The organism is Streptacidiphilus neutrinimicus (assembly GCF_000787815.1).
GTDB lineage: Bacteria > Actinomycetota > Actinomycetes > Streptomycetales > Streptomycetaceae > Streptacidiphilus > Streptacidiphilus neutrinimicus.
In genome coordinates this window covers 119910-143271 of the sequence record NZ_BBPO01000010.1, presented here as the reverse complement: position 1 = coordinate 143271, position 23362 = coordinate 119910, and the positions used below count along the sequence as shown (strand labels likewise).

Sequence of the window (23362 nt, the reverse complement as noted above, 5' to 3'; positions counted from 1 at the left end):
GCTCGCTGATACGCCCGCACCACGGCACCACGTCGACGCCCGTCCCGGCCCTGCGCAACGCGCTCGGCCGGGCGGGCGTCGACCCGTATCTGCTGGCGATCCTGGGGACCGTCGGTCTCGCGGCCCTGTTCCCCGCGCGTGGCGGCGCCACGCCCGCGGTCTCGGTGGCCACCGAGGTCGTCATCGGCCTGTTGTTCTTCCTCTACGGCGCGCGGCTGTCGCCGAGGGCGGCGCTGGACGGCGCGAAGCAGTGGCGGCTGCACCTGACGATCCTGCTCGCCACCTTCGCCCTCTTCCCGCTGCTGGGCGTCGCCGCGCAGACGCTCACCGCGCCCCTGCTGGGCCCTTCCCTGGCGAAGGGCGTGCTCTTCCTGACGCTGCTGCCGTCGACGGTGCAGTCCTCGATCGCGTTCACCTCGATCGCGGGCGGGAACGTCGCGGCGGCGGTCTGCGCGGCCTCCTTCTCCAGCCTCATCGGCATCGTCCTGACACCGCTGCTGACGGCGTGGCTGATGGGCGGCAGCGCCCGGATCGACGCGGGCTCCACGGTGGACCTGCTGCTGCAGTTGCTGTTGCCGTTCCTGCTGGGTCAGCTCTCCCGCCGCTGGATCGCGGGCTGGATTTCCCGGCACAAACCCACGCTGACGCTGGTCGACCGGGGGTCGATCCTGCTGGTCGTCTACAGCGCGTTCTCCGAGGGCATGGTCGACGGCGTCTGGAACGCGCTGTCGCCGACGCGGCTGGCCCTGCTGCTCGGCGTCTGCCTGGCACTGCTCTTCGCCGTGCTCGGCGTCACGACACTCGCGGGCAAGCGGTTGGGCTTCTCTCGCAGGGACCGGATCGTGCTCATCTTCTGCGGCAGCAAGAAGAGCCTGGCCAGTGGCCTGCCCATGGCGGCCGTGCTGTTCCCGGCGTCAGCGGTGAGCCTCACGGTGCTGCCGCTGATGCTCTTCCATCAGATCCAATTGATGGCCTGCACTGTTGTTTCGCGTCGGATGAACCGCCAGGAGCGCGGGGGACTGCGCGAGCAGCCACCCACACGGTCGGTCCCCGAACGCGCAGGGCCATCCGCACACGGTGGTACTCGCGCAGTTCCCCGCGCCCCTAGGTAGTGCCGCTCACCGCCGTCCGGAAGCCACCGGGACGGGGCCCCGGCGCTGGCCCGGGAAGGTTGCCGGCCGGCGCGGAGCGTCCTGCGGCGATGACGCCGGGAAGCTGCTCGTCGGGGGCGTCAGCGGGGCCAGCTGGACCTGGACGCCGCAGTCGGCCAGCGCGTCCAGCTCGCGGGCCGCAGGCTCGACCAGCGTCGCCTGCTCGTCCGTGACGAGGTGGGTGATCGCCTCGCTGGCGACGGTCTGGAACATCGTGTCGTTGCCGAGCTTGCTGTGGTCCGCCAGGACCACGACCTCCGCCGCGGCGTTCACCAGCGCGCGGTCGACGGACGCGCTCAGCATGTTCGTCGTGGACAGGCCGCGCTCCGCGCTCAGCCCGCTGCCGGAGATGAAGGCGCGGGTGACCCGCAGGCCCTGCAGGGACTGCTCGGCGCCGCTGCCCACCAGGGCGTAGTTGGACCCGCGCAGCGTCCCCCCGGTCATCACCACCTCGACGCGGTTGGCGTGCGCCAGCGCCTGCGCCACCAGCAGCGAGTTGGTGACGACGGTGAGGCCCGGGACCCGGGCCAGCCGACGTGCCAGCTCCTGCGTGGTGGTGCCGGCGCCGACCACGATGGCGTCACCCTCGGCGACCATGGTCGCGGCGAGGTCGGCGATGGCGCTCTTCTCGGCGGCGGCGAGATGAGTCTTCTGAGGGTATCCGGGCTCTCGGGAGAATCCGCCGGGGAGCACCGCGCCCCCGTGCCGACGGTCGAGCAAGCCCTCGGCCTCCAGGGCGCGTACGTCTCGGCGTACGGTCACCTCGGAGGTCTGGACGACGCGGGCGAGCTCCCGGAGCGAGACCGCTCCGTTTGCTCGCACCATTTCGAGGATCAACTGACGACGTTCTGCTGCGAACACGAAACAGACGGTAACGTGCACGACCGTTAGCTTTCAGGCGATTGCGCCTACTTGCCCAAAACGTCCGCAGCGGACCGGCGCACACCTCTACACTGTGCGCCGCACTTACGGCACGACGCGCTCCCCGAACGCGCCGTCAGCTCTCCTCTGCGCGCTTGCGCACGTGCAACTGACGCGCCGCCTCGGCGATCGAGCCCGACACCGAGGGGTAGACCGTGAACGCGTTGGCGATCTGCTCGACCGTCAGGTTGAGGTCCACCGCCAGCGAGATGGGGTGGATCAGCTCGCTCGCCTTCGGGGCCACGACGACGCCGCCGACCACGATGCCAGTGCCCGGGCGGCAGTAGAGCTTCACGAAGCCGTCGCGGATGCCCTGCATCTTCGCGCGCGCGTTGCTGCGCAGCGGCAGCTTGACGCAGACGGCGTCCATCTTGCCGCACTCGACGTCCGCGGCGCTGTAGCCGACGGTGGCGATCTCCGGGTCGGTGAAGACGTTGGACGAGACCGTCTTCAGGTTCAGCGGCGCCACCGCGTCGCCGAGCGCGTGGTACATCGCGATGCGGCCCTGCATCGCCGCGACGGAGGCCAGCGGCAGCACGCCGGTGACGTCGCCGGCGGCGTAGACGCCGGGCGCGGAGGTGCGGGAGACCCGGTCGACCCTGATGTGGCCGGAGTCGGAGGTCTTCACCCCGGCCGCCTCGAGTCCGAGGTCCTCGGAGTTGGGGATCGAGCCGACCGCCATCAGACAGTGCGAGCCGGTGATGACCCGGCCGTCGGAGAGCGTGACCTCGACCTTGTCGCCGATCCGGCGCGCGGACTCGGCGCGGGAGCGGCCCATGACGTTCATGCCGCGACGGCGGAAGACGTCCTCCAGCACGGTGGCGGCGTCCGGGTCCTCGCCGGGCAGCACGCGGTCGCGGCTGGAGACCAGGGTGACCTTGGAGCCGAGCGCCTGGTACGCGCCGGCGAACTCGGCGCCGGTGACGCCGGAGCCGACCACGATGAGCTCCTCGGGCAGTTCCTCCAGGTTGTAGACCTGGGTCCAGGTGAGGATCCGCTCGCCGTCCGGCTCGGCGTCGGGCAGCTCGCGCGGGTGGGTGCCGGTGGCCAGCAGCACGACGTCGGCGCGCAGCTCGTGGCTCTCCCCCTCGGCGGTGTCGACGATGACGGCCCGCGAGCCGTCCAGCGCCTGCCCGCCCTCCAGACGGCCGGACCCGCGCACCACGGTGACTCCGGCGCGGGTGACGGACTGGGTGATGTCGTGCGACTGGGCGACGGCGAGCCGCTTGACGCGTCGGTTGACCTTGCCCAGGTCGACGCCGATGAATCGTTCGTTCGCGAGCTGCGCCCCGTCCGCGACGACGATGCCGAGCTCCTCGTAGGAGCTGTCGAAGTTGGTCATCACCTCGGCCGTCGCGATCAGCGTCTTCGAGGGGACGCAGTCGGTGAGCACCGCGGCGCCGCCGAGGCCGTCGCGATCGACGATGGTCACCTCCGCGCCGAGTTGCGAGGCGACCAGCGCCGCCTCGTAGCCGCCAGGTCCGCCACCGATGATCACAATCCGAGTCACGTACCCCATTGTCCCGCACAATCGGACGCACCTTGCACCGGCCCGTACGCTAGGACCCATGACGCTCTACGCCGCGTATGCCAGCAACCTCGACGCGCGGCAGATGAGCCGCCGTGCCCCCCACTCGCCGCTGCGCGGCACGGGCTGGCTGGACGGTTGGCGGCTGACCTTCGGCGGCGAGCAGTTCGGCTGGGAGGGCTCGATCGCGACGGTCGTCGAGGACGAGAAGGACCAGGTCTTCGTCGCGCTGTACGACATCGCCCCCATGGACGAGCAGGGCCTCGACCGCTGGGAGGGCGTCCCGCTCGGCTTCTACCGCAAGCTCCGCGTCCGCGTGCACACCCTCGACGGCGACGTCACCGCGTGGACCTACGTGCTGAACGACTACGAGGGCGGCCTGCCCTCCGCGCGCTACCTGGGCATCATCGCCGACGCGGCGGAGTCCGCCGGAGCTCCCCACGACTACGTCATGGAGCTGCGCAAGCGCCCCTGCTGAGCCGGCCGGCCCGCCGATCGCCCGACTCCCCGGACACCCCGGGAGAGCCGCCGATCGGCGGGTTTTTCGTGTGTTCATCCGAAGAGCGACACGAGATCACCCGCAATGTCATCCGTTTGTGCTCTACGCGCGTAGGAGATTCTGGTTATCCTCGTTCTGTGAACGCTTTCCCCCAGCCGAACGCCGGCTCCACTCCCGCCAGCCCCTACGAGGCAGCCGCAGCCGCAGCCGCGCGTCTGCGCGAGCTCACGGACGGGCACCCGCACGACGTCGCGCTCGTGATGGGCTCCGGCTGGGTCCCCGCCGCCGACGAACTGGGCAAGCCTGACTTCGAGTTCGCCATCACCGAGCTGCCGGGCTTCCCGGCCCCCGCCGTCGCGGGCCACGCCGGCAAGATCCGGTCGATCAAGGTCGGCGACAAGCGCGCCCTGGTCTTCCTCGGCCGCACCCACTACTACGAGGGCCACGGCGTCGCCGCCGTCGCCCACGGCGTGCGCACCGCCGTCGCGGCCGGCTGCCGCACGGTCGTGCTGACCAACGGCTGCGGCGGTCTGCGTCAGGGCATGGAGCCCGGCCAGCCGGTCCTGATCAGCGACCACATCAACCTCACCGGCGCCTCCCCCATCGTCGGCGCCAATTTCGTGGACCTGACGGATCTGTACGCCTCCCGCCTGCGCGCGCTGTGCAAGGAGGTCGACCCCTCCCTGGAGGAGGGCGTCTACGTGCAGTTCCCCGGCCCGCACTACGAGACCCCGGCCGAGATCGGCATGGTCCGCGCGATCGGCGGCGACCTGGTCGGCATGTCCACCACGCTGGAGGCCATCGCCGCCCGCGAGGCCGGCGCCGAGGTGCTCGGCCTGTCGCTGGTCACCAACCTGGCCGCCGGCATCACCGGCGAGCCGCTCAACCACGAAGAGGTCCTGGAGGCCGGCCGCGCCTCGGCCACCCGCATGGGCGCGCTGCTGGCCAAGGTCCTCGAGCGGATCTGACCCTTCATTTTCTTCGATCCCCCGCATGGCATCCGACGGTTGGCGCGCCGGATGCCATGCTTTTTGTACGGCTTTGCACGGCACTTGCAGCACTTGCACCGCGCCTGCGCGGCGACTTCCCAGACGAGGACGTGACGCGATGACTGCCCACCACGACGGCGATCTGCTCTCCCGGGCGCGCATCTGGCTGGCCGAGGACCCGGATCAGGAGACCCGCAAGGAGCTCTCCTCGCTCCTCGCCGCCGCCGAGGGCGACCCGCACGAGGGCAGCGAGAAGGCCTGGTCCGAGCTGGCCGAACGGTTCAGCGGCACCCTGCAGTTCGGCACCGCGGGCCTGCGCGGCGAGATGGGCGCCGGGCCGATGCGGATGAACCGCGCCGTCGTCATCCGCGCCGCGGCGGGCCTCGCGGCCTACCTCAAGCGCGGGGCGAGCGCCGGGCTCGTCGTCATCGGCTACGACGCCCGCCACAACTCCGAGGCCTTCGCCCGCGACACCGCCGCGGTGATGGTCGCCCAGGGTCTCAAGGCCGTGCTGCTGCCCGGTCCGCTGCCCACCCCCGTGCTCGCCTTCGCCGTCCGCCACTTCGGCGCGGCCGCCGGCGTCGCCGTGACGGCCAGCCACAACCCGCCGCGCGACAACGGCTACAAGGTCTACCTGGGCGGCTCGTTCGGCGGCTCGCAGATCGTCCCGCCGCACGACGCCGGCATCGCCGCCGAGATCGACGCCATCGGCACGCTCGACGAAGTGCCGCTCGCGGTCGAGGGCTGGGAGGTCCTCTCCGAGGCGGACGTGCTGGAGCCCTACCTGGCCCGCGCCGCCGCCGTCGTGGACGAGCACGCGCCGCGCGACCTGTCCGTCGTGTACACCCCCATGCACGGCGTCGGCCGCGGCACCTTCCTGGCCGCCTTCGAGCGCGCGGGCTTCCCCGCGCCGACCGTGGTGGCCCCGCAGGGCGACCCGGACCCGGAGTTCCCGACCGTCTCCTTCCCGAACCCGGAGGAGCCCGGCGCGATGGACCTGGCCTTCGCGGCCGCCGCCGAGCACCAGCCGGACATCGTCATCGCCAACGACCCCGACGCCGACCGCCTCGCGGTCGCGATCCCCTCCGGCGCCCCGGAGCACGCCCTCGGCTGGCGGATGCTGCGCGGCGACGAGGTCGGTGCGCTGCTCGCCGCACACCTGGTCGCCAAGGGCGCGAAGGGCACCTTCGCCACGACGATCGTCTCGTCCTCCCTGCTCGGCCGGATCGCCGAGTCGGCGGGCCTCGGCTACGCCGAGACGCTGACCGGCTTCAAGTGGCTCTCACGTGTCGACGGCCTGCGCTACGGCTACGAGGAGGCGCTCGGCTACTGCGTCGACCCCGACGCGGTCCGCGACAAGGACGGCGTCAGCGCCGCCCTGCTGATGGCCGAGCTCGCCGCGACGCTGAAGGCCCAGGGCCGCACCCTGCAGGACCTGCTGGACGACCTGGCCGCCATCCACGGCCTGCACGCCACCGACCAGCTCTCCGTCCGCGTCGCCGACCTGCGCGTCATCGCCGACGCCATGGCCCGGCTGCGCGAGCAGCCGCCGACGCGCCTCGCCGGCCTGCAGGTCGACTCCGCGGAGGACCTGGAGGCCGGCTCCGCCAAGCTCCCGCCGACGGACGGCCTGCGGTACCACCTCAGCGGCGAGGGCGTCTCCTCCGCACGCGTCGTGGTCCGTCCGTCCGGGACGGAGCCGAAGCTGAAGTGCTACCTGGAGGTCGTGGTCCCGGTCGGCGGCGTCGCCGGACTGGGCGCGGCGCGGGAGCGGGCGGCCGCGCTGCTGGCCTCCCTCAAGACGGACCTGGCCGTGGCAGCGGGCATCTGATCTGACATGCTGTCGGCGTGTCGATTTCCGGTGCCGAACGCCTGATCCTCATCCCCGGCGTGCGCAATCTGCGCGACGCCGGGGGTTTCCCCACGACGAGCGGCGCCCGCGTCGCCGAGGCGCTGCTGTACCGCGCCGGCTCCCTCCACGAGCTGACCCCGGAGGGCGCGGAACGGCTGGCTGCGCTCGGCCTGCGCACGATCATCGACCTGCGGTCCGCGCCGGAACTCGAGGTCTGGCCGGACCACCCGCTGGACGGCGCGGTCCGCTTCCTGCACCTGCCGACGTTCCCGCCGCGGGAGCGCGAGACCGCGCACGACGCGCGGGACGCTCGTGACGCGGAGGCGGGGGAGGAGACGCTGGAGGACCTCTACGCCTTCATGTCCGCGACGGCGGGCCCCGCGATCGCCGCGACCGTCAGCGCGCTGGCCGCGCCGGGCGCGCTGCCCGCGCTGATCCACTGCGCGGTCGGCAAGGACCGCACCGGCGTCACGGTGGCCACCCTCCTCTCCGCGCTCGGCGTCAGCGACGCCGACATCGTCGCGGACTACCACCTCTCCAACGCCGGCCTCGGCCTGGACCGCGGCCCGGTCTACTACGTCGACGAGCACGGCACGGAGCGCCGCTCCCGCCCGGTCCACGAGGCCCTGATGACCACGTTCCTGGCCTCCCTCCGCGCCACCCACGGCGACGCGACCCAGTACCTCCTGGCCCACGGCGTCACCGAGCCCGAACTCACCACCCTCCGGTCCGCCCTCCTCTGACCCGCAGCAACCGCTCCCGGGTCGTCAGGGGACAGTGCAGCTTCCCCAGCGCCGCAGGCCGGGAAGTGCAGCTTCGCCTCAGCCCACGGCCAGCAGGATGATCAGGGCCAGCGCCCCCGCGACGATCGGGCCGATGATCCACCACGTCCAGGCGACCTTGACCTCCGGCGTGCCCGCATCCTCCGGGAGGGACTCGCGGTACGCGGCCACGCGTTCGTTCAGCTCGTCCACCGCTTTGTCCGCGTAAGCCTCCGTCGGCTGCTGCGAGGCGGCCGCCGTCGGCGCACCGAAGAGGCTGGGGCGCGGCTGGCGCGCCGTCGCGGAGGACGGGGCGTTGGAAATCGTGCCCCGGTCCCCCGCGTCGATCATCGCGCGGCGGTTCGCGCGCTTCCGCTGGCGGAGCGAGACCGGCAGGGCCCAGATGACGAACTTGTGCCCGCCCGCCCGCAGTTCGACGGAGAGCGCGGCGTTCAGCGACTCCACGCCGTCCCAACGCGTCTCGATGGTGCGGAAGGGGTTGCGCACCAGCAGCCGATCGGCGCCCGCGCGGACCTGGGGCCAGAGGGTGAACGCGACGATCAGCGGGGCGCCGAGGACCAGGACGGACGCCGCGAGGCCCGGCGCGGTGCCCGCGCCGCGCACCATCGCGTCGATGCTGAGCCAGAGGAGCAGGGCCAGGAGCAGGACGCCGCCGACGATGCCGCCCCCGCTCCGATAGACCTTGTCCTGAAACGTGGGGGCCGTGTTCTCACGGGCCGGGGTGTCGCTCATGGTCATCGATTCTGCCCCAGTTCACCCCGCTCACCACCGGAGCGCGGGTCTCAGAATCGCATCGGCGGGACAAAGTCACACGGACGCCCCCATGACGAAACGCTACGCGTGTAGATATGCTGCATTGGTGAGCATGTCCTCCTCCTCCACTGTCAGCGGGCGCCTCGCCGCGAGCGGGCTCGCCGAGGTCGCCTCCTCCGAGGCGTCCCTGCGGCGCTTCCTGCACGGGCTGCCCGGCATCGACGCCGTCGGCCTGCAGGCACGCGCCGCGGGTCTCGGCACGCGGTCGATCAAGACCACCGCCAAGGCGTACGCCATCGATCTGGCCATCTCCATGATCGACCTCACCACGCTGGAGGGTGCGGACACCCCCGGCAAGGTGCGCTCGCTCTGCCAGAAGGCCAAGAACCCCGACCCCGGGAACCCGGACGTCCCGCACACCGCGGCCGTCTGCGTCTACCCGGACATGGTCCCCGTCGCCAAGGAGGCCCTCGGCGGCGCGCCGATCAACGTCGCCGCCGTCGCCACCGCCTTCCCTTCCGGCCGGGCCGGGCTGCCGGTCAAGCTGGCCGACACCGCCGAGGCCGTCGCCGCCGGGGCCGACGAGGTCGACATGGTCATCGACCGGGGGGCCTTCCTCGCCGGCCGGTACCTGGAGATCTACGAGCTGATCGCCGAGATCAAGAAGGCGTGCGAGCGCCCGGACGGCACCACCGCGCACCTCAAGGTGATCTTCGAGACCGGCGAGCTCGTCACCTACGACAACATCCGCCGCGCCTCCTGGCTGGCGATGCTGGCCGGAGCCGACTTCATCAAGACCTCCACCGGCAAGGTCACCGTCAACGCGACCCCCGCCAACACGCTGGTGCTGATGGAGGCCGTCCGCGACTTCCGCAGTGCCACCGGCATCCAGGTGGGAGTCAAGCCGGCCGGGGGTATCCGTACCACCAAGGACGCCATGAAGTACCTGGTCATGGTGAACGAGATCCTCGGTGACGACTGGCTCTCCCCGGACTGGTTCAGGTTCGGCGCCTCCAGCCTGCTCAACGACCTGCTGATGCAGCGGCAGAAGCTGGCCTCCGGCCGCTACTCCGGTCCCGACTACGTGACGGTGGACTGATCACCATGGCACTGTTCGACTACGCCCCCGCGCCCGAGTCGCGCGCCGCCGCCGGCGACATCGCCTCGACGTACGGGCACTTCATCGACGGCGAGTTCGTCGAGTCCACCGGCTCCGAGGCCCTGAAGACCGTCGACCCCTCCACCGAGGAGGTCCTGGCGGAGTTCGCCCAGGGCACCGAGGCCGACGTGGACCGCGCCGTGGCCGCCGCCCGCAAGGCGTTCACCTCCTGGTCCGCCCTGCCCGGCGCCGAGCGCGGCAAGTACCTGTTCCGCATCGCCCGGATCATCCAGGAGCGCTCGCGCGAGCTGGCGGTCCTGGAGTCGATCGACAACGGCAAGCCGATCAAGGAGACCCGCGACGTCGACCTGCCGCTGGTCGCCGCGCACTTCTTCTACTACGCCGGCTGGGCCGACAAGCTGGAGTTCGCGGGCTACGGGGCCAACCCGCGCCCGGTGGGCGTGGCCGCCCAGGTCATCCCGTGGAACTTCCCGCTGCTGATGCTGGCGTGGAAGATCGCCCCGGCGCTCGCCACCGGCAACACGGTCGTGCTGAAGCCCGCCGAGACGACTCCCCTCACCGCGCTGCGCTTCGCGGAGATCTGCCGCCAGGCGGGCCTGCCCAAGGGCGTCGTCAACATCATCACCGGCGACGGACGCACCGGCGCCGCGCTGACCGCGCACCCGGAGATCGACAAGGTCGCGTTCACCGGCTCGACCGAGGTCGGCCGCGCCATCGCGCGCACCCTGGCCGGGACGACCAAGCGCCTGTCGCTGGAGCTCGGCGGCAAGGCCGCCAACATCGTCTTCGACGACGCGCCGGTCGACCAGGCGGTCGAGGGCATCGTCGACGGCATCTTCTTCAACCAGGGCCACGTCTGCTGCGCAGGCTCGCGCCTGCTGGTCCAGGAGTCGATCCACGACGACGTCATGGACGCCCTCAAGCGCCGCATGTCGACGCTGCGCGTCGGCGACCCGCTGGACAAGAACACCGACGTCGGCGCCATCAACTCCGCCGCGCAGCTCGCGCGGATCCAGGAGCTGACCGCCGCGGGCGAGGCCGAGGGCGCCGAGCGCTGGTCCCCCTCCTGCGAGCTGCCGTCCGCCGGTTACTGGTTCGCCCCGACGGTGTTCAGCAACGTCTCCGCCACGCACCGGATCGCCCGCGAGGAGATCTTCGGCCCGGTCCTGTCGGTGCTGACCTTCCGCACGCCGGAGGAGGCCGTGGCCAAGGCCAACAACACCCCGTACGGGCTGTCGGCCGGCATCTGGACCGAGAAGGGCTCGCGCATCCTGTGGATGGCGAGCAAGCTCCGCGCCGGCGTGGTGTGGTCCAACACCTTCAACAAGTTCGACCCGACCTCGCCCTTCGGCGGCTACAAGGAGTCGGGCTACGGCCGCGAGGGCGGTCGCCACGGTCTGGAGGCCTACCTCGATGTCTGAGCCCACCAGTGCTCTCCGCCTTGACGTCTACAAGACCTACAAGCTCTTCGTCGGCGGCAAGTTCCCGCGCTCCGAGAGCGGACGGGTGTACGAGGTGACCGACCGCAAGACCGGCGAGTGGCTCGCCAACGCCCCCCAGGGCACCCGCAAGGACACCCGCGACGCGGTCTCCGCCGCGCGCAAGGCCTTCGGTGGCTGGTCCGGCGCGACCGCGTACAACCGCGGTCAGATCCTCTACCGCGCGGCCGAGATGCTCCAGGGCCGCCGCGAGCAGTACCTCGCCGAGGTCGCGGTCTCCGAGGGCCTGACGGCGAAGAAGGCGGCGCCGCTCGTCGACGCCGCCATCGACCGCCTGGTCTGGTACGCGGGCTGGACCGACAAGGTCGCCCAGGTCGCGGGCAGCGCCAACCCGGTCGCCGGCCCGTACTTCAACCTGTCCACCCCGGAGCCCACCGGCGTCGTCGGCGTCGTCGCCCCGCAGGGCGGCAACGGCTTCTCGCTGCTGGGCCTCGTCTCGGTGCTGGCCCCCGTCATCGCGACGGGCAACACCGCGGTCGTGGCGCTGGCCCCGAACGCCCCGCTGCCCGGCCTCTCGCTGGGCGAGGTGCTGGCCACCTCCGACCTGCCGGGCGGCGTGGTCAACCTGATCTCGGGCCACACCGAGGACATCGCCCCGACGCTGGCCTCCCACGCCGACGTCAACGCGCTCGACCTGTCGGGCGTCGTGGCGGAGGAGGGGCCGGCCTCGGCCAAGGACCTGGAGGTCGCGGCGGCGGACACGCTCAAGCGCGTCCTGCGCCCGGAGCCGGCGTCCCACGACTGGACGACCGCGCCCGGCACCGACCGTCTGCTCACCTTCCTGGAGACCAAGACGGTCTGGCACCCGATGGGGATGTGACTCTCCCCTCACCGACGCGGGCACGTGCTCTCTCGCCGTGAGCACGTGCCCGTTCCTTTACCTGGGGATGTCACACTGGTGTCCCGTGGCTACCTCTTCCGTGAACCCTTCCCCGGCGCGCGTCATCCTCCTCTGCGGCCCCTCCGGTTCCGGCAAGTCCACCCTCGCCGAGCGCGCCGGGCTCCCGGTGCTCCAGCTCGACGACTTCTACAAGGACGGCGACGACCCGACGCTCCCCCGGCTCCACGACGGCAGCGTCGACTGGGACGACCCGCAGTCCTGGCACTTCGACGAGGCGATGGCGGCGATCCGCGCGCTCTGTGACACGGGTTCGACGGACGTCCCGGTCTACTCGATCCCCGCGAACGGCCGCGTCGGCACCCACACGATCACGCTCGACGGAACCGCCGCGTTCATCGCCGAGGGCATCTTCGCCGCCGAGATCGTCCGCGCGTGCGAGGCCGAGGGCCTGCTCGCGGACGCGATCTGCCTGCGCAACCACGCGTTCACGACGGCCTACCGCCGCTTCCTCCGCGACGTCCGCGAGGCCCGCAAGTCCGTCCCGTACCTGCTGCGCCGCGGCTACCGCCTGATGCGCGCCGAGCGGGCCGTGATCACCCGGCAGAAGGAGCTCGGGGCCACCCCGTGCAACGGCCGCGAGGCACTGGAGCGCCTCAGTGCCCGTGGGCGCGAGGCACTGCCCTTCCAGCCAGCCGCGGCGTGACACACAGAAGGCCTGGACCCCGGCGTCCCCCAACGCCGAAGCCCAGGCCTCGTGCTGCTGTGGGCTACCCCCGTGCCCACAGCCTCCCCCTCAAATGTGGTCTGTGTCGCTCTCAGGCGACGAGCTCGCCGAAGGCGTGGCCCAGGTCCCCGTCCTGCGCCGCCAGCGTCTCGTCCTCGCGGAGCCGGCGCAGCGCGCGCCAGATGCCGCTCTTGACCGTGCCGACGCTGATCCCCAGCACGTCGGCGATCTCCGGGTCGGTCTTGCCCTCGTAGTAGCGCAGCACCAGCATGGTGCGCTGGTTCTCCGGGAGCTTGGCCAGCGCCTGCCACAGCACCGTACGCAGCTCCGTGCCGCCCATCGCGTCGGTGTCGCCCGCGGTCTCCGGCATCTCCTCGGTGGGGTACTCGTTGACCTTGCGGCGGCGCCACGCCGAGATGTGCAGGTTGGTCATGGTGCGGCGCATGTAGCCGCCGACCGCGGCCTTGTCGGAGATCCGGTCCCAGGCCCGGTAAGTGCTGAAGAGCGCGCTCTGCAGCAGGTCCTCGGCCGCGAAGCGGTCCCCGGTCAGGTGGTAGGCCGTGGCGTAGAGCGAGGCCCGGCGCTCCTTCACGTAGGCGGTGAAGTCGTCGGCGTTGCCGGACTCCCAGGCGCCCGTGGAACCGAACGCCGCCTCGTGGCGTCCCACGGCGTGAAGGTGACGGACGGAGTACGTCTGGTGAGGCAGGGTCGCGGCGGCCTTGTCGGCGTGCGCCTCGAGGACTGCGTTCATCGGGTACTCCCTCGGATTCCGGTCGGTGCTGCTCGTTGCCGCGCCTCGGTGCTTGCTGCCGGGCGCTGGTTCCGCCCGACAGAGAAAATCCTGCCCGGGGGTTTTCATCGCCCTGTCCGTCGACTGTCACAGGCGTGTCACAGAGGCTGCCACGCCGTACCCCGGCGCACGGGAGGGTCGATCCCGCGCGGGCGGTACGCCACAATGAACCGCGTGTCTCACCTGTTGCTCATCGAGGACGACGACGCGATCCGTACCGGACTGGAGCTCGCGCTGACCCGCCAGGGTCACCGTGTCTCCGTGGCCGCCTCCGGCGAGGACGGCCTGAAGCTCTTCAAGGAGCAGCGCCCGGACCTGATCGTGCTCGACGTCATGCTGCCCGGCATCGACGGCTTCGAGGTCTGCCGGCGTATCCGCCGCACCGACCAGCTGCCGATCATCCTGCTGACGGCGCGCTCCGACGACATCGACGTGGTGGTCGGGCTGGAGTCCGGGGCGGACGACTACGTCGTCAAGCCGGTGCAGCCGCGTGTCCTGGACGCGCGCATCCGCGCGGTGCTGCGGCGCGGCGAGCGGGAGAGCTCGGACTCGGCGGCCTTCGGCGACCTGGTGATCGACCGCAACGCGATGACCGTGACGAAGCGCGGCGCGGAGCTCCAGCTGACCCCGACCGAGCTGCGGCTGCTGCTGGAACTGAGCCGTCGGCCCGGCCAGGCGCTGTCGCGCCAGCAGCTGCTGCGGCTGGTCTGGGAGCACGACTACCTGGGCGACTCCCGGCTGGTGGACGCCTGCGTCCAGCGCCTGCGCGCCAAGGTCGAGGACGTGCCGTCCGCGCCCACCCTGATCCGCACCGTGCGCGGTGTCGGCTACCGCCTGGACGCCCCGGCGTGACCAAGGGCTCCACGACCACCGCGCCGTCCGGCAACGGCCACGGCCACGATCGCTCCCCCTCCGGCCAGAGCTCCGGCGTGCCCCCGCACGGGGCCGAGCCGGGTCCGGCGCACCCGCGCGCCAGCTGGGTGGTGCGTCGGCTGCGGCTGACGTCGCTGCGGATAAGGATGATCGCCGTCTGCTCGGTGGTCGCCCTGGCGGCGGCGGTCTCCTCCTCGGGCATCGCGTACTGGCTCAACCGCGACGCGGTGCTCAAGCGCACCCAGGACACGGCCCTGGCCGACTTCCGCAACCAGCTCGACCGCACTGTCACCGCGCTGCCGCTGGAGCCGAGCTGCCAGGACCTGCAGCTGGCCGCCAACGTCGTGGCCACCACCGGGCTCCGCTACGACGTCGCGATGACCTCGCCGAGCTGCACGGTGGCCTCGCTGCGTTCCCACTACACGGCCGCCGACGTGCCCGACGCGCTGCGCCGACAGGTCGAGCAGCCGTGCATGCACTGCACCACGTCCCCGGGCCAGTACCACCTGTTCTGGCAGCGGGTGAACCTGGGCGGCGTGCCCTACCTGATCGGCGGCACCAAGGTGCTGCCGAGCGGGCCGACGGCCTACATGTTCAAGTCCCTGGACGACGAGCAGCGCGACCTGGACTCGCTGGCCTGGTCGCTGGGCATCGCGACGCTGCTGGCCCTGGTGGGGGCCGCGCTGCTGGCCCAGGCCGCGGCGGCCACCGTGCTGAAGCCGGTGGCCCGGCTCGCGGAGGCCGCGCGCCGACTGGGCGAGGGCAACCTCGACACCCGCCTGGACGTCACCGGCCAGGACGAGCTGGCGGAGCTGTCACGGACGTTCAACCACACGGCGGCCGCGCTGGAGGCGCAGGTCGACGAGTTGAGCGCGCGCGAGCACGCCAGCCGCCGCTTCGTGGCCGACATGTCGCACGAGCTGCGCACGCCGCTGACGGCGATGACCGCCGTCACGGACATCCTCGAGGACGAGGCGGACATGCTCGATCCCATGATCGAGCCGGCCGTGCGCCTGGTCGTCAGCGAGACCCGGCGGCTGACCGAGCTGGTGGAGAACCTCATGGAGGTGACCCGCTTCGACGCGGGCACCGCCAAGGTGGTCCTCGACGAGGTCGACATCGCCGACCTGATCACCTCCACCATCGACGCCCGCGCCTGGCTGGACGCCGTCGAGCTGGACGCGCCGCGCGGCCTGGTCGCCCGGCTGGACCCGCGCCGCATCGACGTGGTGCTGGCCAACCTGATCGGCAACGCGCTCAAGCACGGCGGCTCGCCGGTACGCGTCCGGGCCCGCGAGGAGTCCGACGCGCACGGCGACTGGCTGGTCGTCGAGGTCGCCGACGGCGGCCCGGGCATCCCGGACGACGTCCTGCCCCACGTCTTCGACCGGTTCTTCAAGGCGGACGCCTCGCGCCGCCGCTCCGAGGGCAGTGGACTCGGCCTGTCGATCGCGATGGAGAACGCCCGCATCCACGGCGGCGCCATCACCGCGGCCAACGCCGCGGACGGCGCCGGGGCCGTCTTCACGCTCCGGCTGCCGAAGAACCCGCCGATCAAGGACGGCATCACGCAATGAGCACCACCCAGCGCACGGTGGCCAGGTCCGCCCGGACCAGGGCCGTCCCGACCAGAGCGGTCCCGAACGGGTCCTTCGGGCGTGGGGCCTCCCCGGGTCCCTCGCCCGCGGAAGGGGCTCCCGGGCAGGGCGCGGGCCCGGGCGCGGGCCGTCGGCGGGGGCACGCGGCCACGGCCGCGCTGTCCGCGGTCGTCGTCGCCGCGATCGCCGCGGTCACCCTGAGCGGGTGCGGCATCCGCAGCACCGCCGTGCCGGTCGACGCGGGCATCCCCGCCTCCCGCACCGCGTGCCCGCCGACGCCGGGAGCGACGGGCGCACCGTCGGCCGACAGCACGGGACCGGCCGTCCTCACCACCCAGGCGCCGACGTACGTGCTGCCGGGCGTTCCCAGCGACTTGCCCTCGCAGCTCTCGTCGGAGACGCCGTGGGAGGCCCTGGCCTCCGCGCTTCCGGTCGGTCCCGGGCAGTTGTCGTCCGGGGCCGCGAGCGGGTCCGGCAGCGGGTCCGGGCCGGCGTCCACGACGCGTCCGTCCGCCGTCTCCGGCTCGGAGCGAGCGACGCCCCACCAGTCCGCCGCGCCCCGCGCGGCGTCCCCGGCCTCCTCGTCGGCCTCGGCTGCCTCGCCTGCCTCGCCTGCCGGGAACGCCTCGTCCGTGCCGTCCTCGTCGGGGTTCTCCGTGAACGACTGCCCCGGCGTCTCCGCCAACGGCACGCCGTGACGCGGCCGCCCGCGGCGCCGACGTCGGCGCCGAGACCGCACGCGCGGTGAGGCCCTACCGGGCGGGAGCGCGGGGGGCGGACGGCAGCGGCCGCCGGGCTGGGCGCGCACGTGACGGCGCACACAACGTCACACGCAACCACGCGCCCCACCCCGCGCGTCCCTGCTGGCGTGCAGCACGGAGAGAGCAGCGCTGATCCCCGTCCCTTCGCCGCCCGATCGGGCGGCGCGACGCCCGCCGTCCACGCGGGCGCCCGACGCCTCGGCCTGCTGCTGCTGACGGTCCATCTGACGCTGCTGCTGTGGACCACCTTGCGCAGCACCCCGGCGGTCTGGCTCGCCGACAGCAACCTCACGCCGTTCGCCTCGGTCCGCGCCGAGTTGGCCGGCGGCACTCTGCGGAACTACCTGGAGCTGCTGCGCAGCCTGCTCGCGCTGGCGCCGCTGGGGGTCCTGCTGCCGCTGGCCGGCGGTCGCCGGGACGCACCGCTGCTGCTCTCGTTCACGCGCACCCTGCTGGCGGGCGTCCTCGTCGCGACCGGCCTGGAGGTGCTGCAGACCACGCTCTCACTACGGCTGCTCAACGTCGACGACATCCTGCTGGCCTGCATCGGGATCGCGCTGACCCACCTGGCGGTGGTCCCCCCGGCCCGTGCCTGGCTGCGCCACCGCGCGGCGGTGCAGCTCGGGCGGAGCGACGCGGCGTACGCGGCGAGCGCCCCTGAGGGCGACCCTGAGGGCGACCCTGAGAGCACCCCTGAGACCAGGACCTTCCGGGGCACGAATCCCGGAAGGGTGCGAATCATCGGCGGGACTGACGCCGCCGCTCTCCCTGCGCGAGAGGCTTGAGACATCAAGCCGGCGGCCGGCCCCGGAGCACGGGGGCGGCCCGATCGACAGGAGTGATCCCATGTCCGCGACCGCCACTCTCGCCCGCCCCCGCAGCGGCCGCATGATCGGCGGTGTCTGCGCGGGAATCGCCCGGCGCTTCGGGCTGAGCCCGCTCACCGTCCGCGTGCTCTTCCTGCTCTCCTGCCTGCTGCCCGGGCCGCAGGTGCTCATATACCTGGCCCTGTGGCTGCTGCTCCCGGCCGAGTACTGATCCTCCCCGGTCCGAGCGGGGTGTCCGGCACGCCTCCGGGCCCGCCGGACACCCCGTCAGCCGGCGGTCCGCTCAGCTGATGGACGGCGGGTTCAGCGGCAGGTTCTGGTGCAGCGAGTCGAGCGCGTGCCCCGTCCCGCCCTGGAGCTGCCCGACGGCGGGCAGGCTGCTGAGGCTGCCCACGGCGGGCAGGCCCCCGTCGCGCTGCTGCGGCGTCAGGGACTGCACGGCGCGCGTCGGGACCGGCAGCGAGGACGTGGCGTTCTGCACCATCGGGGCGGCGCCGTTGATGACGCCCTGGGTGGTCGAGGTCAGGTTGTGCAGGCCCCCGCTGGGGGCGGTCAGCGACGACGCCGTGCCGGTCAGCGGGCTGGTCTGGGGAAGCCCGCCGAGCGGGTCCGCCGCGGCAGGTCCGGCGACGGCGGTGACGGCCGCGACGCCGAGCACGGCCGTACCGGCCGCCTGCAGGGTGGCCTTCTTCATGAGCAGTCTCCTCGTGTCCTGCGAGCCCGGCGATCACCGCACGTGCTCGACTGGCCGCCCAACGTATCCACGAGGTCCCGGACGCCCCAAATCCCGGTCCACCGATCGGCGTACCGGGATTCAGGGTGTTGACGGGCGCACGGGCGACCGACGGCCGCGAGGGCTCAGGCGAAGAGCCACTCCGCCTTCAGCGCGGCGTAGCCCGGCTTGATCACGTCATTGATCATGGCCAGTCGCTCGTCGAACGGGATGAAGGCGCTCTTCATCGCGTTGACGGTGAACCACTGCAGGTCGTCCAGCGTGTAGCCGAAGGCGTCGACCAGGTGCTGGAACTCCTGGCTCATGCTGGTGCCGCTCATCAGACGATTGTCGGTGTTGACCGTCACCCGGAAGTGGAGCCGGCGCAGCAGGCCGATGGGGTGCGCCGCGTAGGAGTCGGCGGCCCCGGTCTGCAGGTTGGAGGTGGGGCACATCTCCAGCGGGATGCGCTTGTCGCGCACGTAGGCGGCGAGTCGGCCGAGCTCGACCTGCCCGTCGTCCTTGACGGTGATGTCGTCGATGATGCGCACGCCGTGACCGAGGCGGTCGGCGCCGCAGCACTGGATCGCCTCCCAGATGGAGGGCAGACCGAAGGCCTCACCGGCGTGGATGGTGAAGTGGTTGTTCTCGCCCGCGAGGTACTCGAAGGCGTCCAGGTGCCGGGTGGGCGGGTAGCCGGCCTCGGCGCCGGCGATGTCGAAGCCCACCACGCCGTGGTCGCGGTAGCGGTTGGCCAGCTCGGCGATCTCACGGGAGCGGGCGGCGTGCCGCATCGCGGTGAGCAAGGTGCCGATCTTGATCCGGTCGCCGTTCTCCCGGGCCCGCTGCTCGCCCAGGCGGAATCCCTCGTTGACGGCCTCGACGACCTCGTCGAGGGTCAGCCCGGCCTCCAGGTGCTGCTCGGGGGCGTACCGCACCTCGGCGTAGACGACGCCGTCCCGGGCCAGGTCCTCGGCGCAGTCGGCGGCGACGCGGATCAGTGCCTCGCGGGTCTGCATGACGGCACAGGTGTGCGCGAAGGTCTCCAGGTACCGCTCCAGCGAGCCGGAGTCGGCGGCGTCACGGAACCACTGGCCGAGCTTGACCGGGTCGCGCTCGGGCAGAGCGTCGTACCCGACGGCGTCGGCCAGCTCAATGATCGTCTCGGGGCGCAGTCCACCGTCGAGATGATCGTGCAGGAGCACCTTCGGCGCGCGACGGATCTGCTCCGAGGTCGCGGCGGGGATCAGCGCACTGACGGTTTGAGGGTTGTGGGTCACCATTGCCCGATCGTAGCTCCTACGCGCGTAGACGTACCACCTGCCGGACGCGGGAAGTTGCACCGTCCGCAAGCGCGCGCCCCCGGACGGTGCAGCGTTCTGGCACTAACTCCTCAGCTCGTAGACGAGGTTGAACGGCGTCTCGGCCGCCCTGCGGAAGTGCGAGAAGCCGGCTTCCGCCGCGACCTCGCGGGTCCGCGCCTCACCCGCCTGCGCTCCCATCGCCCGGCCCACCGGCTGCGCCTGCGAGGCGGGCACGCAGATAATCGACGACGCGCCGTACATGGCCCGGCTGAGCGGGTGCATGTTCTCCGCAAGCTCGTCGGCGGCGTTGGGCTCGACCAGCATGACAACGCCGCCCTCCGCCAGCCGCGCCCGGCAGTGCGACAGCGCCCCGACCGGGTCGCCCATGTCGTGCAGGCAGTCGAAGAAGGCGATCAGGTCGTAGGGGCCGCCGCCGAAGTCGGCCGAGCTGGCGACCTCGAAGTCCACCCGCTTGCCCAGGTGCTCCGCCTTGGCCAGCCTGCGGGCCTGGTCGATCGAGGGCTGGTGGTAGTCGAAGCCGACGAAGTGCGCCTCCGGGAAGGCCTTGGCCATCATCATCGTCGAGTAGCCGAGCCCGCAGCCGACGTCCGCGGCGGCGCCGCCAGTGCGCAGCCGCTCCACGACGCCGTCGAGCGCCGGGAGCCACTGGTCCACCAGGAAGGTCGCGTAGCCGGTACGGAAGAAGCGGCCGACGTTCGGGAAGAGCTCCGCGTGGTGCTCCTCCCAGCCGACACCACCGCCCTTGAGGAAGGCCTGCTCCAGCTTGTCGCGCGTCTCCATCGAGCCGGCCGCCGAGAAGAGCTGGAACCCGCTCGGCGCGTAGTAGGGGCTGTCCTGCTGGGTGAAGACGACGATCTGCTCCGGGCTCAGCCGGAACCGACCGTCCGGGTCCAGGGTCACGTAGCCGCTGGCGGCCATGGCCGCGAGCCACTCACGGACGTTGCGCTCCTGGGTACCGGTCCGCGTCGCCAGGTCGACGGAGGTGAGCGGCGCGCCGTCGGCCATCGCCGTGAACAGGCCCAGCCGTTCGCCGATCACGAGCAGCGGCGCGATCGTCACCGCGCCCATGTCGACGAGGACCCTGCCCATCAGGGACTCCATCGCGTCCTCGTCGACGATCTCGTCCCGGGTGACGTCGAGGTTCACGAAGCGGGGCTCTCCGACACAGGCCTCCCGCATCTCCTCGGCGATGTGCCGGGTCTCGGGGAGGTCGCTGTTGCGCATCGCCTCCTCGTAGGAGGGGAACTCGACGATCTGCATGAAATGTGAGGGCTTCTCGCGGTCCTTGCCGAACATGGCGTGGTGTGCGGTCCGCTTGCCCTCGGTGATCCGCAACCACTCGTCCATCAGCCGGTCGACTCGGTCCTCATCGGTGGTTTCATATTCAATGACCTGCATGAACGTCATACCGACCAACCCCCTTTCAGAGGTACAGGAACAGCGTCCCGCTCGCCGGTAATGGGCACAAGCCGGACAATGCCGACCTCTCTCTGAATTCACCTGAATTCAACCGTGCAGCGGCAATCGGTCCTTCTCCGACAGCACGTAGTCACGGAAGGCGACCGCGGGCGGCGGCAGCGGCCGCACCGAGGACCAGACCAGCGCCAGTTCGCGCCGCGCCGCGGGCGAGGAGATGGCCACCTCCACCACGTCCGGACGCGGCACCGAGGCCGGCGGCAGCACGGCGACGCCCAGCCCCGCCGCCACGAGGCCGCGCAGCGTCTCGGCCTCCTCGCCCTCGAAGGAGATCCGCGGCGTGAAGCCGGCCTGGGCGCACAGCGCGTCCGTGATGCGGCGCAGACCGTAGCCGGGCTCCAGCCCGACGAAGGGGTCCTCAGCCGCCTCCTCCAGCCGCACCCGGCGGCGCCCGGCGAGCCGGTGGTCCGCCGAGACCACCAGCCGCAGCCGTTGCTCGCCCATCCGACGCGCGGTCAGATCCGCCGCCTCGGGCCGCGGCGAGAGCAGACACAGGTCCAGCTCGCCCTCGCGCAGCCGGGCCAGCATCTCGTCGGTGTAGCTCTGCACCAGCTGGAACCGCACCCGCGGCAACCGCGCGCGGAAGCCGCGCAGCAGCATCGGCACCGCCTCCGTCCCCATGGTGTGCAGGAAGCCGAACGCCACCCGGCCGCCCGTCGGGTCGGCCTCCGCACGCGCCGCGTCCGCACCGCGCTCGAGCTCGGCGAGCGCCCGCTCGGTGGAGGCCAGGAAGATCCGCCCGGCCCGGGTCAGCCGGACGGTGCGGCCCTCGCGTGCGAGCAGCACCACGCCCAGCTCCGCCTCCAGCCGGGCCACCGCCCGGCTCAGCGTCGGCTGCGGCATGCCGAGCTCCACCGCGGCCCGGGTCACGTGCTCGCCACGCGCGACCGCCGCGAACTGCGCGAGCAGCGGCGAGAGCCGCGCCGCGAGTGACGTGGGCGACAGCTCCACCTGCTCCGCGGGGAGGGGCACCGGCTCCGAGCTCAGTTCATACGTCACAGCATGAATCATGGCTCACTCATGCATTGGACGCATCAATTGCACAGTCCTAACGTCTGGAGCATGCCAGCGGACCCCGCCACAGCCAGCCTCCCCGCTCCTCCAGCCGTCCTCACGACCCCGCCGTCCGACCCGCGGCACCTGCCCGGCTCCCCCGGTCTGCGCCGCACCCAACTCGCGCTCTTCGGCGCGGGGCTGGCGACGTTCCTGCTGCTCTACTCCACCCAGGCGCTGCTGCCGAACCTCTCCGAGAGCCTGCGGCTGACACCCGGCCAGGCCAGCTGGACCGTCTCCGCCGCCTCCATCGGGCTGGCCGTCGCGGTGATCCCGATCAGCGCCCTGTCCGAGCGCTTCGGCCGCACCCGCATCATGTCGGTCGCGGTCTTCGCGGCCGTCGCCATCGCCCTGGTCCTGCCCTTCACCGACGACCTGAGCACCCTGATCGCGCTGCGCGGCCTCCAGGGCGTCGCCCTGGCGGGCCTGCCCGCGACCGCGATGGCCTTCCTCGCCGAGGAGGTCCACCCCTCGGCGCTGCCCTCCGCGATGGGCCTCTACGTGGCGGGCAACAGCATCGGCGGCATGAGCGGCCGCCTGCTCTCCGGCGTCGTCGCAGGCGCGTACGGCTGGCGCGCGGGCCTGGCGGCCGTGGCCGTCGCGTCGCTGCTGTGCGCGATCGCCTTCCGGGTGCTGATCCCCCGCGCCCGCTGCTTCCGGCCCGGCCCGGTCAACCCGCGCGCCCTCTGGCACACCGTCACCGGTCACCTCGCCAATCCGCTGCTGGCCCGGCTGTTCGCGCTCGGCCTGCTCTTCATGACGGTCTTCGGCGCGGTCTACACCGTCCTCGGCTACCGCCTGGTCGCCGCCCCGTTCGACCTGCCGCAGGCGCTCGCCTCCTCCATCTTCGTGGTCTACGTCGTCGGCACCGTCGCCTCGGCGGCGAGTGCGCGGATCGGCGCGCGCCTGGGACGTCGCGGCGCGCTGTACGCGGCGATCACCACGACCGCCGCCGGCCTGCTGCTCACCCTGCCCGACTCACTCCCGCTCACCCTGCTCGGCCTGGTCCTGATCACCGCGGGCTTCTTCACCGGCCACTGCGTCGCCTCCGCGGCGGTCGGCCGCACGGCGACCCACGGCCGCGCCCAGGCCTCGGCCCTGTACCTGGCGGCCTACTACATCGGCAACAGCCTCGGCGGCGCCGTCGGCGCGAGCGCGTACCACGGCAGCGGCTGGGGCGGGACGGTCGCGGTGGCCCTCACCGCGATGCTGCTGGCCACCGGTGTGACGGCGTGGGGCACCGTCTCGGCGCACCGGTCCCTGGCCGCCCGCGCATAGGGGCCGTCGC

The 23362-nt window shown here is 72.2% G+C and carries 23 protein-coding genes; 14 read left to right on the top strand and 9 right to left on the bottom strand.

Annotated elements, in window-relative coordinates:
• The first annotated feature begins 50 nt into the window (after positions 1–50).
• Complete coding sequence (locus tag TR48_RS09835; RefSeq protein WP_042365616.1) at positions 51–1112, top strand: bile acid:sodium symporter family protein; 1062 nt, start codon at positions 51–53, stop codon at positions 1110–1112.
• Between the two features lie 6 nt (positions 1113–1118).
• On the opposite strand, the gene TR48_RS09830 is transcribed toward TR48_RS09835, so the two are convergent.
• Positions 1119–1976 (bottom strand): DeoR/GlpR family DNA-binding transcription regulator, encoded by an 858-nt coding sequence (locus tag TR48_RS09830; RefSeq protein WP_439654459.1) that lies wholly within the window; start codon positions 1974–1976, stop codon positions 1119–1121.
• Positions 1977–2148: 172 nt separating this feature from the next.
• Complete coding sequence (locus TR48_RS09825; RefSeq protein WP_042365579.1) at positions 2149–3591, bottom strand: NAD(P)H-quinone dehydrogenase; 1443 nt, start codon at positions 3589–3591, stop codon at positions 2149–2151.
• A 49-nt stretch (positions 3592–3640) separates the two neighbouring features.
• Here TR48_RS09825 and TR48_RS09820 point away from each other — a divergent pair, with 49 nt between their 5' ends.
• The 4 genes from TR48_RS09820 to TR48_RS09805 all read left to right on the top strand — a co-directional run bounded on the left by TR48_RS09820 (position 3641) and on the right by TR48_RS09805 (position 7683).
• Complete coding sequence (locus tag TR48_RS09820; RefSeq protein WP_042365578.1) at positions 3641–4078, top strand: gamma-glutamylcyclotransferase family protein; 438 nt, start codon at positions 3641–3643, stop codon at positions 4076–4078.
• A gap of 158 nt (positions 4079–4236) precedes the next feature.
• Complete coding sequence (locus TR48_RS09815) at positions 4237–5067, top strand: purine-nucleoside phosphorylase (protein WP_042365577.1); 831 nt, start codon at positions 4237–4239, stop codon at positions 5065–5067.
• Positions 5068–5206: 139 nt separating this feature from the next.
• Complete coding sequence (locus TR48_RS09810; protein WP_042365576.1) at positions 5207–6919, top strand: phospho-sugar mutase; 1713 nt, start codon at positions 5207–5209, stop codon at positions 6917–6919.
• A gap of 17 nt (positions 6920–6936) precedes the next feature.
• A complete protein-coding gene (locus TR48_RS09805) occupies positions 6937–7683 on the top strand; it encodes a tyrosine-protein phosphatase (protein WP_042365575.1) in 747 nt (248 codons plus the stop codon).
• A gap of 78 nt (positions 7684–7761) precedes the next feature.
• Here TR48_RS09805 and TR48_RS09800 read toward each other — a convergent pair whose 3' ends face one another.
• Entirely contained in the window at positions 7762–8454 is a 693-nt protein-coding gene (locus TR48_RS09800) for a PH domain-containing protein (protein WP_052442532.1), read from the bottom strand.
• A 133-nt stretch (positions 8455–8587) separates the two neighbouring features.
• Here TR48_RS09800 and deoC point away from each other — a divergent pair, with 133 nt between their 5' ends.
• The 4 genes from deoC (at position 8588) to TR48_RS09780 (ending at position 12638) form a co-directional block, all read left to right on the top strand.
• Positions 8588–9574 carry a deoxyribose-phosphate aldolase gene (deoC, locus tag TR48_RS09795; RefSeq protein WP_042365573.1) on the top strand — a complete coding sequence of 329 codons (987 nt, stop codon included), beginning with the start codon at positions 8588–8590 and terminating at the stop codon, positions 9572–9574.
• 5 nt (positions 9575–9579) lie between these two features.
• The gene (locus TR48_RS09790; protein ID WP_042365572.1) at positions 9580–11016 is read left to right on the top strand and encodes an aldehyde dehydrogenase family protein; all 1437 of its coding nucleotides are present in this window, start codon (positions 9580–9582) and stop codon (positions 11014–11016) included.
• Complete coding sequence (locus TR48_RS09785) at positions 11009–11914, top strand: aldehyde dehydrogenase family protein (protein WP_042365571.1); 906 nt, start codon at positions 11009–11011, stop codon at positions 11912–11914. The genes TR48_RS09790 and TR48_RS09785 overlap by 8 nt, the downstream gene beginning before the upstream one ends.
• Positions 11915–11981: 67 nt before the next feature.
• Positions 11982–12638: a uridine kinase family protein gene (locus TR48_RS09780; protein WP_042365570.1), complete on the top strand. Its 657-nt coding sequence runs from the start codon at positions 11982–11984 to the stop codon at positions 12636–12638.
• A 112-nt stretch (positions 12639–12750) separates the two neighbouring features.
• Here the strand turns inward: TR48_RS09780 and TR48_RS09775 are convergent, their stop codons facing one another.
• Entirely contained in the window at positions 12751–13410 is a 660-nt protein-coding gene (locus TR48_RS09775; RefSeq protein WP_084729106.1) for a SigE family RNA polymerase sigma factor, read from the bottom strand.
• Between the two features lie 213 nt (positions 13411–13623).
• On the opposite strand from TR48_RS09775, the gene TR48_RS09770 reads away from it, so the two are divergent.
• Together TR48_RS09770 and TR48_RS09765 are read left to right on the top strand one after the other, a co-directional pair.
• Positions 13624–14301, top strand: coding sequence for a response regulator (locus TR48_RS09770; protein ID WP_152627877.1), 678 nt, complete (start codon positions 13624–13626; stop codon positions 14299–14301).
• Positions 14298–15899 (top strand): ATP-binding protein, encoded by a 1602-nt coding sequence (locus TR48_RS09765; RefSeq protein WP_439654458.1) that lies wholly within the window; start codon positions 14298–14300, stop codon positions 15897–15899. The genes TR48_RS09770 and TR48_RS09765 overlap by 4 nt, the downstream gene beginning before the upstream one ends.
• Here the strand turns inward: TR48_RS09765 and TR48_RS09760 are convergent.
• Positions 15889–16605, bottom strand: coding sequence for a hypothetical protein (locus TR48_RS09760; protein WP_152627876.1), 717 nt, complete (start codon positions 16603–16605; stop codon positions 15889–15891). The genes TR48_RS09765 and TR48_RS09760 overlap by 11 nt on opposite strands.
• Positions 16606–16788: 183 nt before the next feature.
• Here TR48_RS09760 and TR48_RS38715 point away from each other — a divergent pair, with 183 nt between their 5' ends.
• Together TR48_RS38715 and TR48_RS09750 are read left to right on the top strand one after the other, a co-directional pair.
• Entirely contained in the window at positions 16789–17466 is a 678-nt protein-coding gene (locus tag TR48_RS38715; protein WP_052442531.1) for a VanZ family protein, read from the top strand.
• A 61-nt stretch (positions 17467–17527) separates the two neighbouring features.
• Positions 17528–17719 carry a PspC domain-containing protein gene (locus TR48_RS09750; RefSeq protein ID WP_042365567.1) on the top strand — a complete coding sequence of 64 codons (192 nt, stop codon included), beginning with the start codon at positions 17528–17530 and terminating at the stop codon, positions 17717–17719.
• 72 nt (positions 17720–17791) lie between these two features.
• On the opposite strand, the gene TR48_RS09745 is transcribed toward TR48_RS09750, so the two are convergent.
• From TR48_RS09745 to TR48_RS09730, 4 genes are all read right to left on the bottom strand, one after another.
• Complete coding sequence (locus tag TR48_RS09745; RefSeq protein WP_042365566.1) at positions 17792–18202, bottom strand: hypothetical protein; 411 nt, start codon at positions 18200–18202, stop codon at positions 17792–17794.
• A 164-nt stretch (positions 18203–18366) separates the two neighbouring features.
• Positions 18367–19503 carry an adenosine deaminase gene (locus TR48_RS09740; RefSeq protein ID WP_042365565.1) on the bottom strand — a complete coding sequence of 379 codons (1137 nt, stop codon included), beginning with the start codon at positions 19501–19503 and terminating at the stop codon, positions 18367–18369.
• A gap of 102 nt (positions 19504–19605) precedes the next feature.
• Complete coding sequence (locus TR48_RS44925; RefSeq protein ID WP_236652082.1) at positions 19606–20952, bottom strand: methyltransferase; 1347 nt, start codon at positions 20950–20952, stop codon at positions 19606–19608.
• 99 nt (positions 20953–21051) lie between these two features.
• A complete protein-coding gene (locus TR48_RS09730) occupies positions 21052–22020 on the bottom strand; it encodes a LysR family transcriptional regulator (RefSeq protein WP_084729102.1) in 969 nt (322 codons plus the stop codon).
• Positions 22021–22083: 63 nt separating this feature from the next.
• Between TR48_RS09730 and TR48_RS09725 the strand changes: the two genes are divergently transcribed.
• The gene (locus TR48_RS09725; protein ID WP_042365564.1) at positions 22084–23352 is read left to right on the top strand and encodes an MFS transporter; all 1269 of its coding nucleotides are present in this window, start codon (positions 22084–22086) and stop codon (positions 23350–23352) included.
• The last annotated feature ends 10 nt before the right edge of the window (positions 23353–23362 follow it).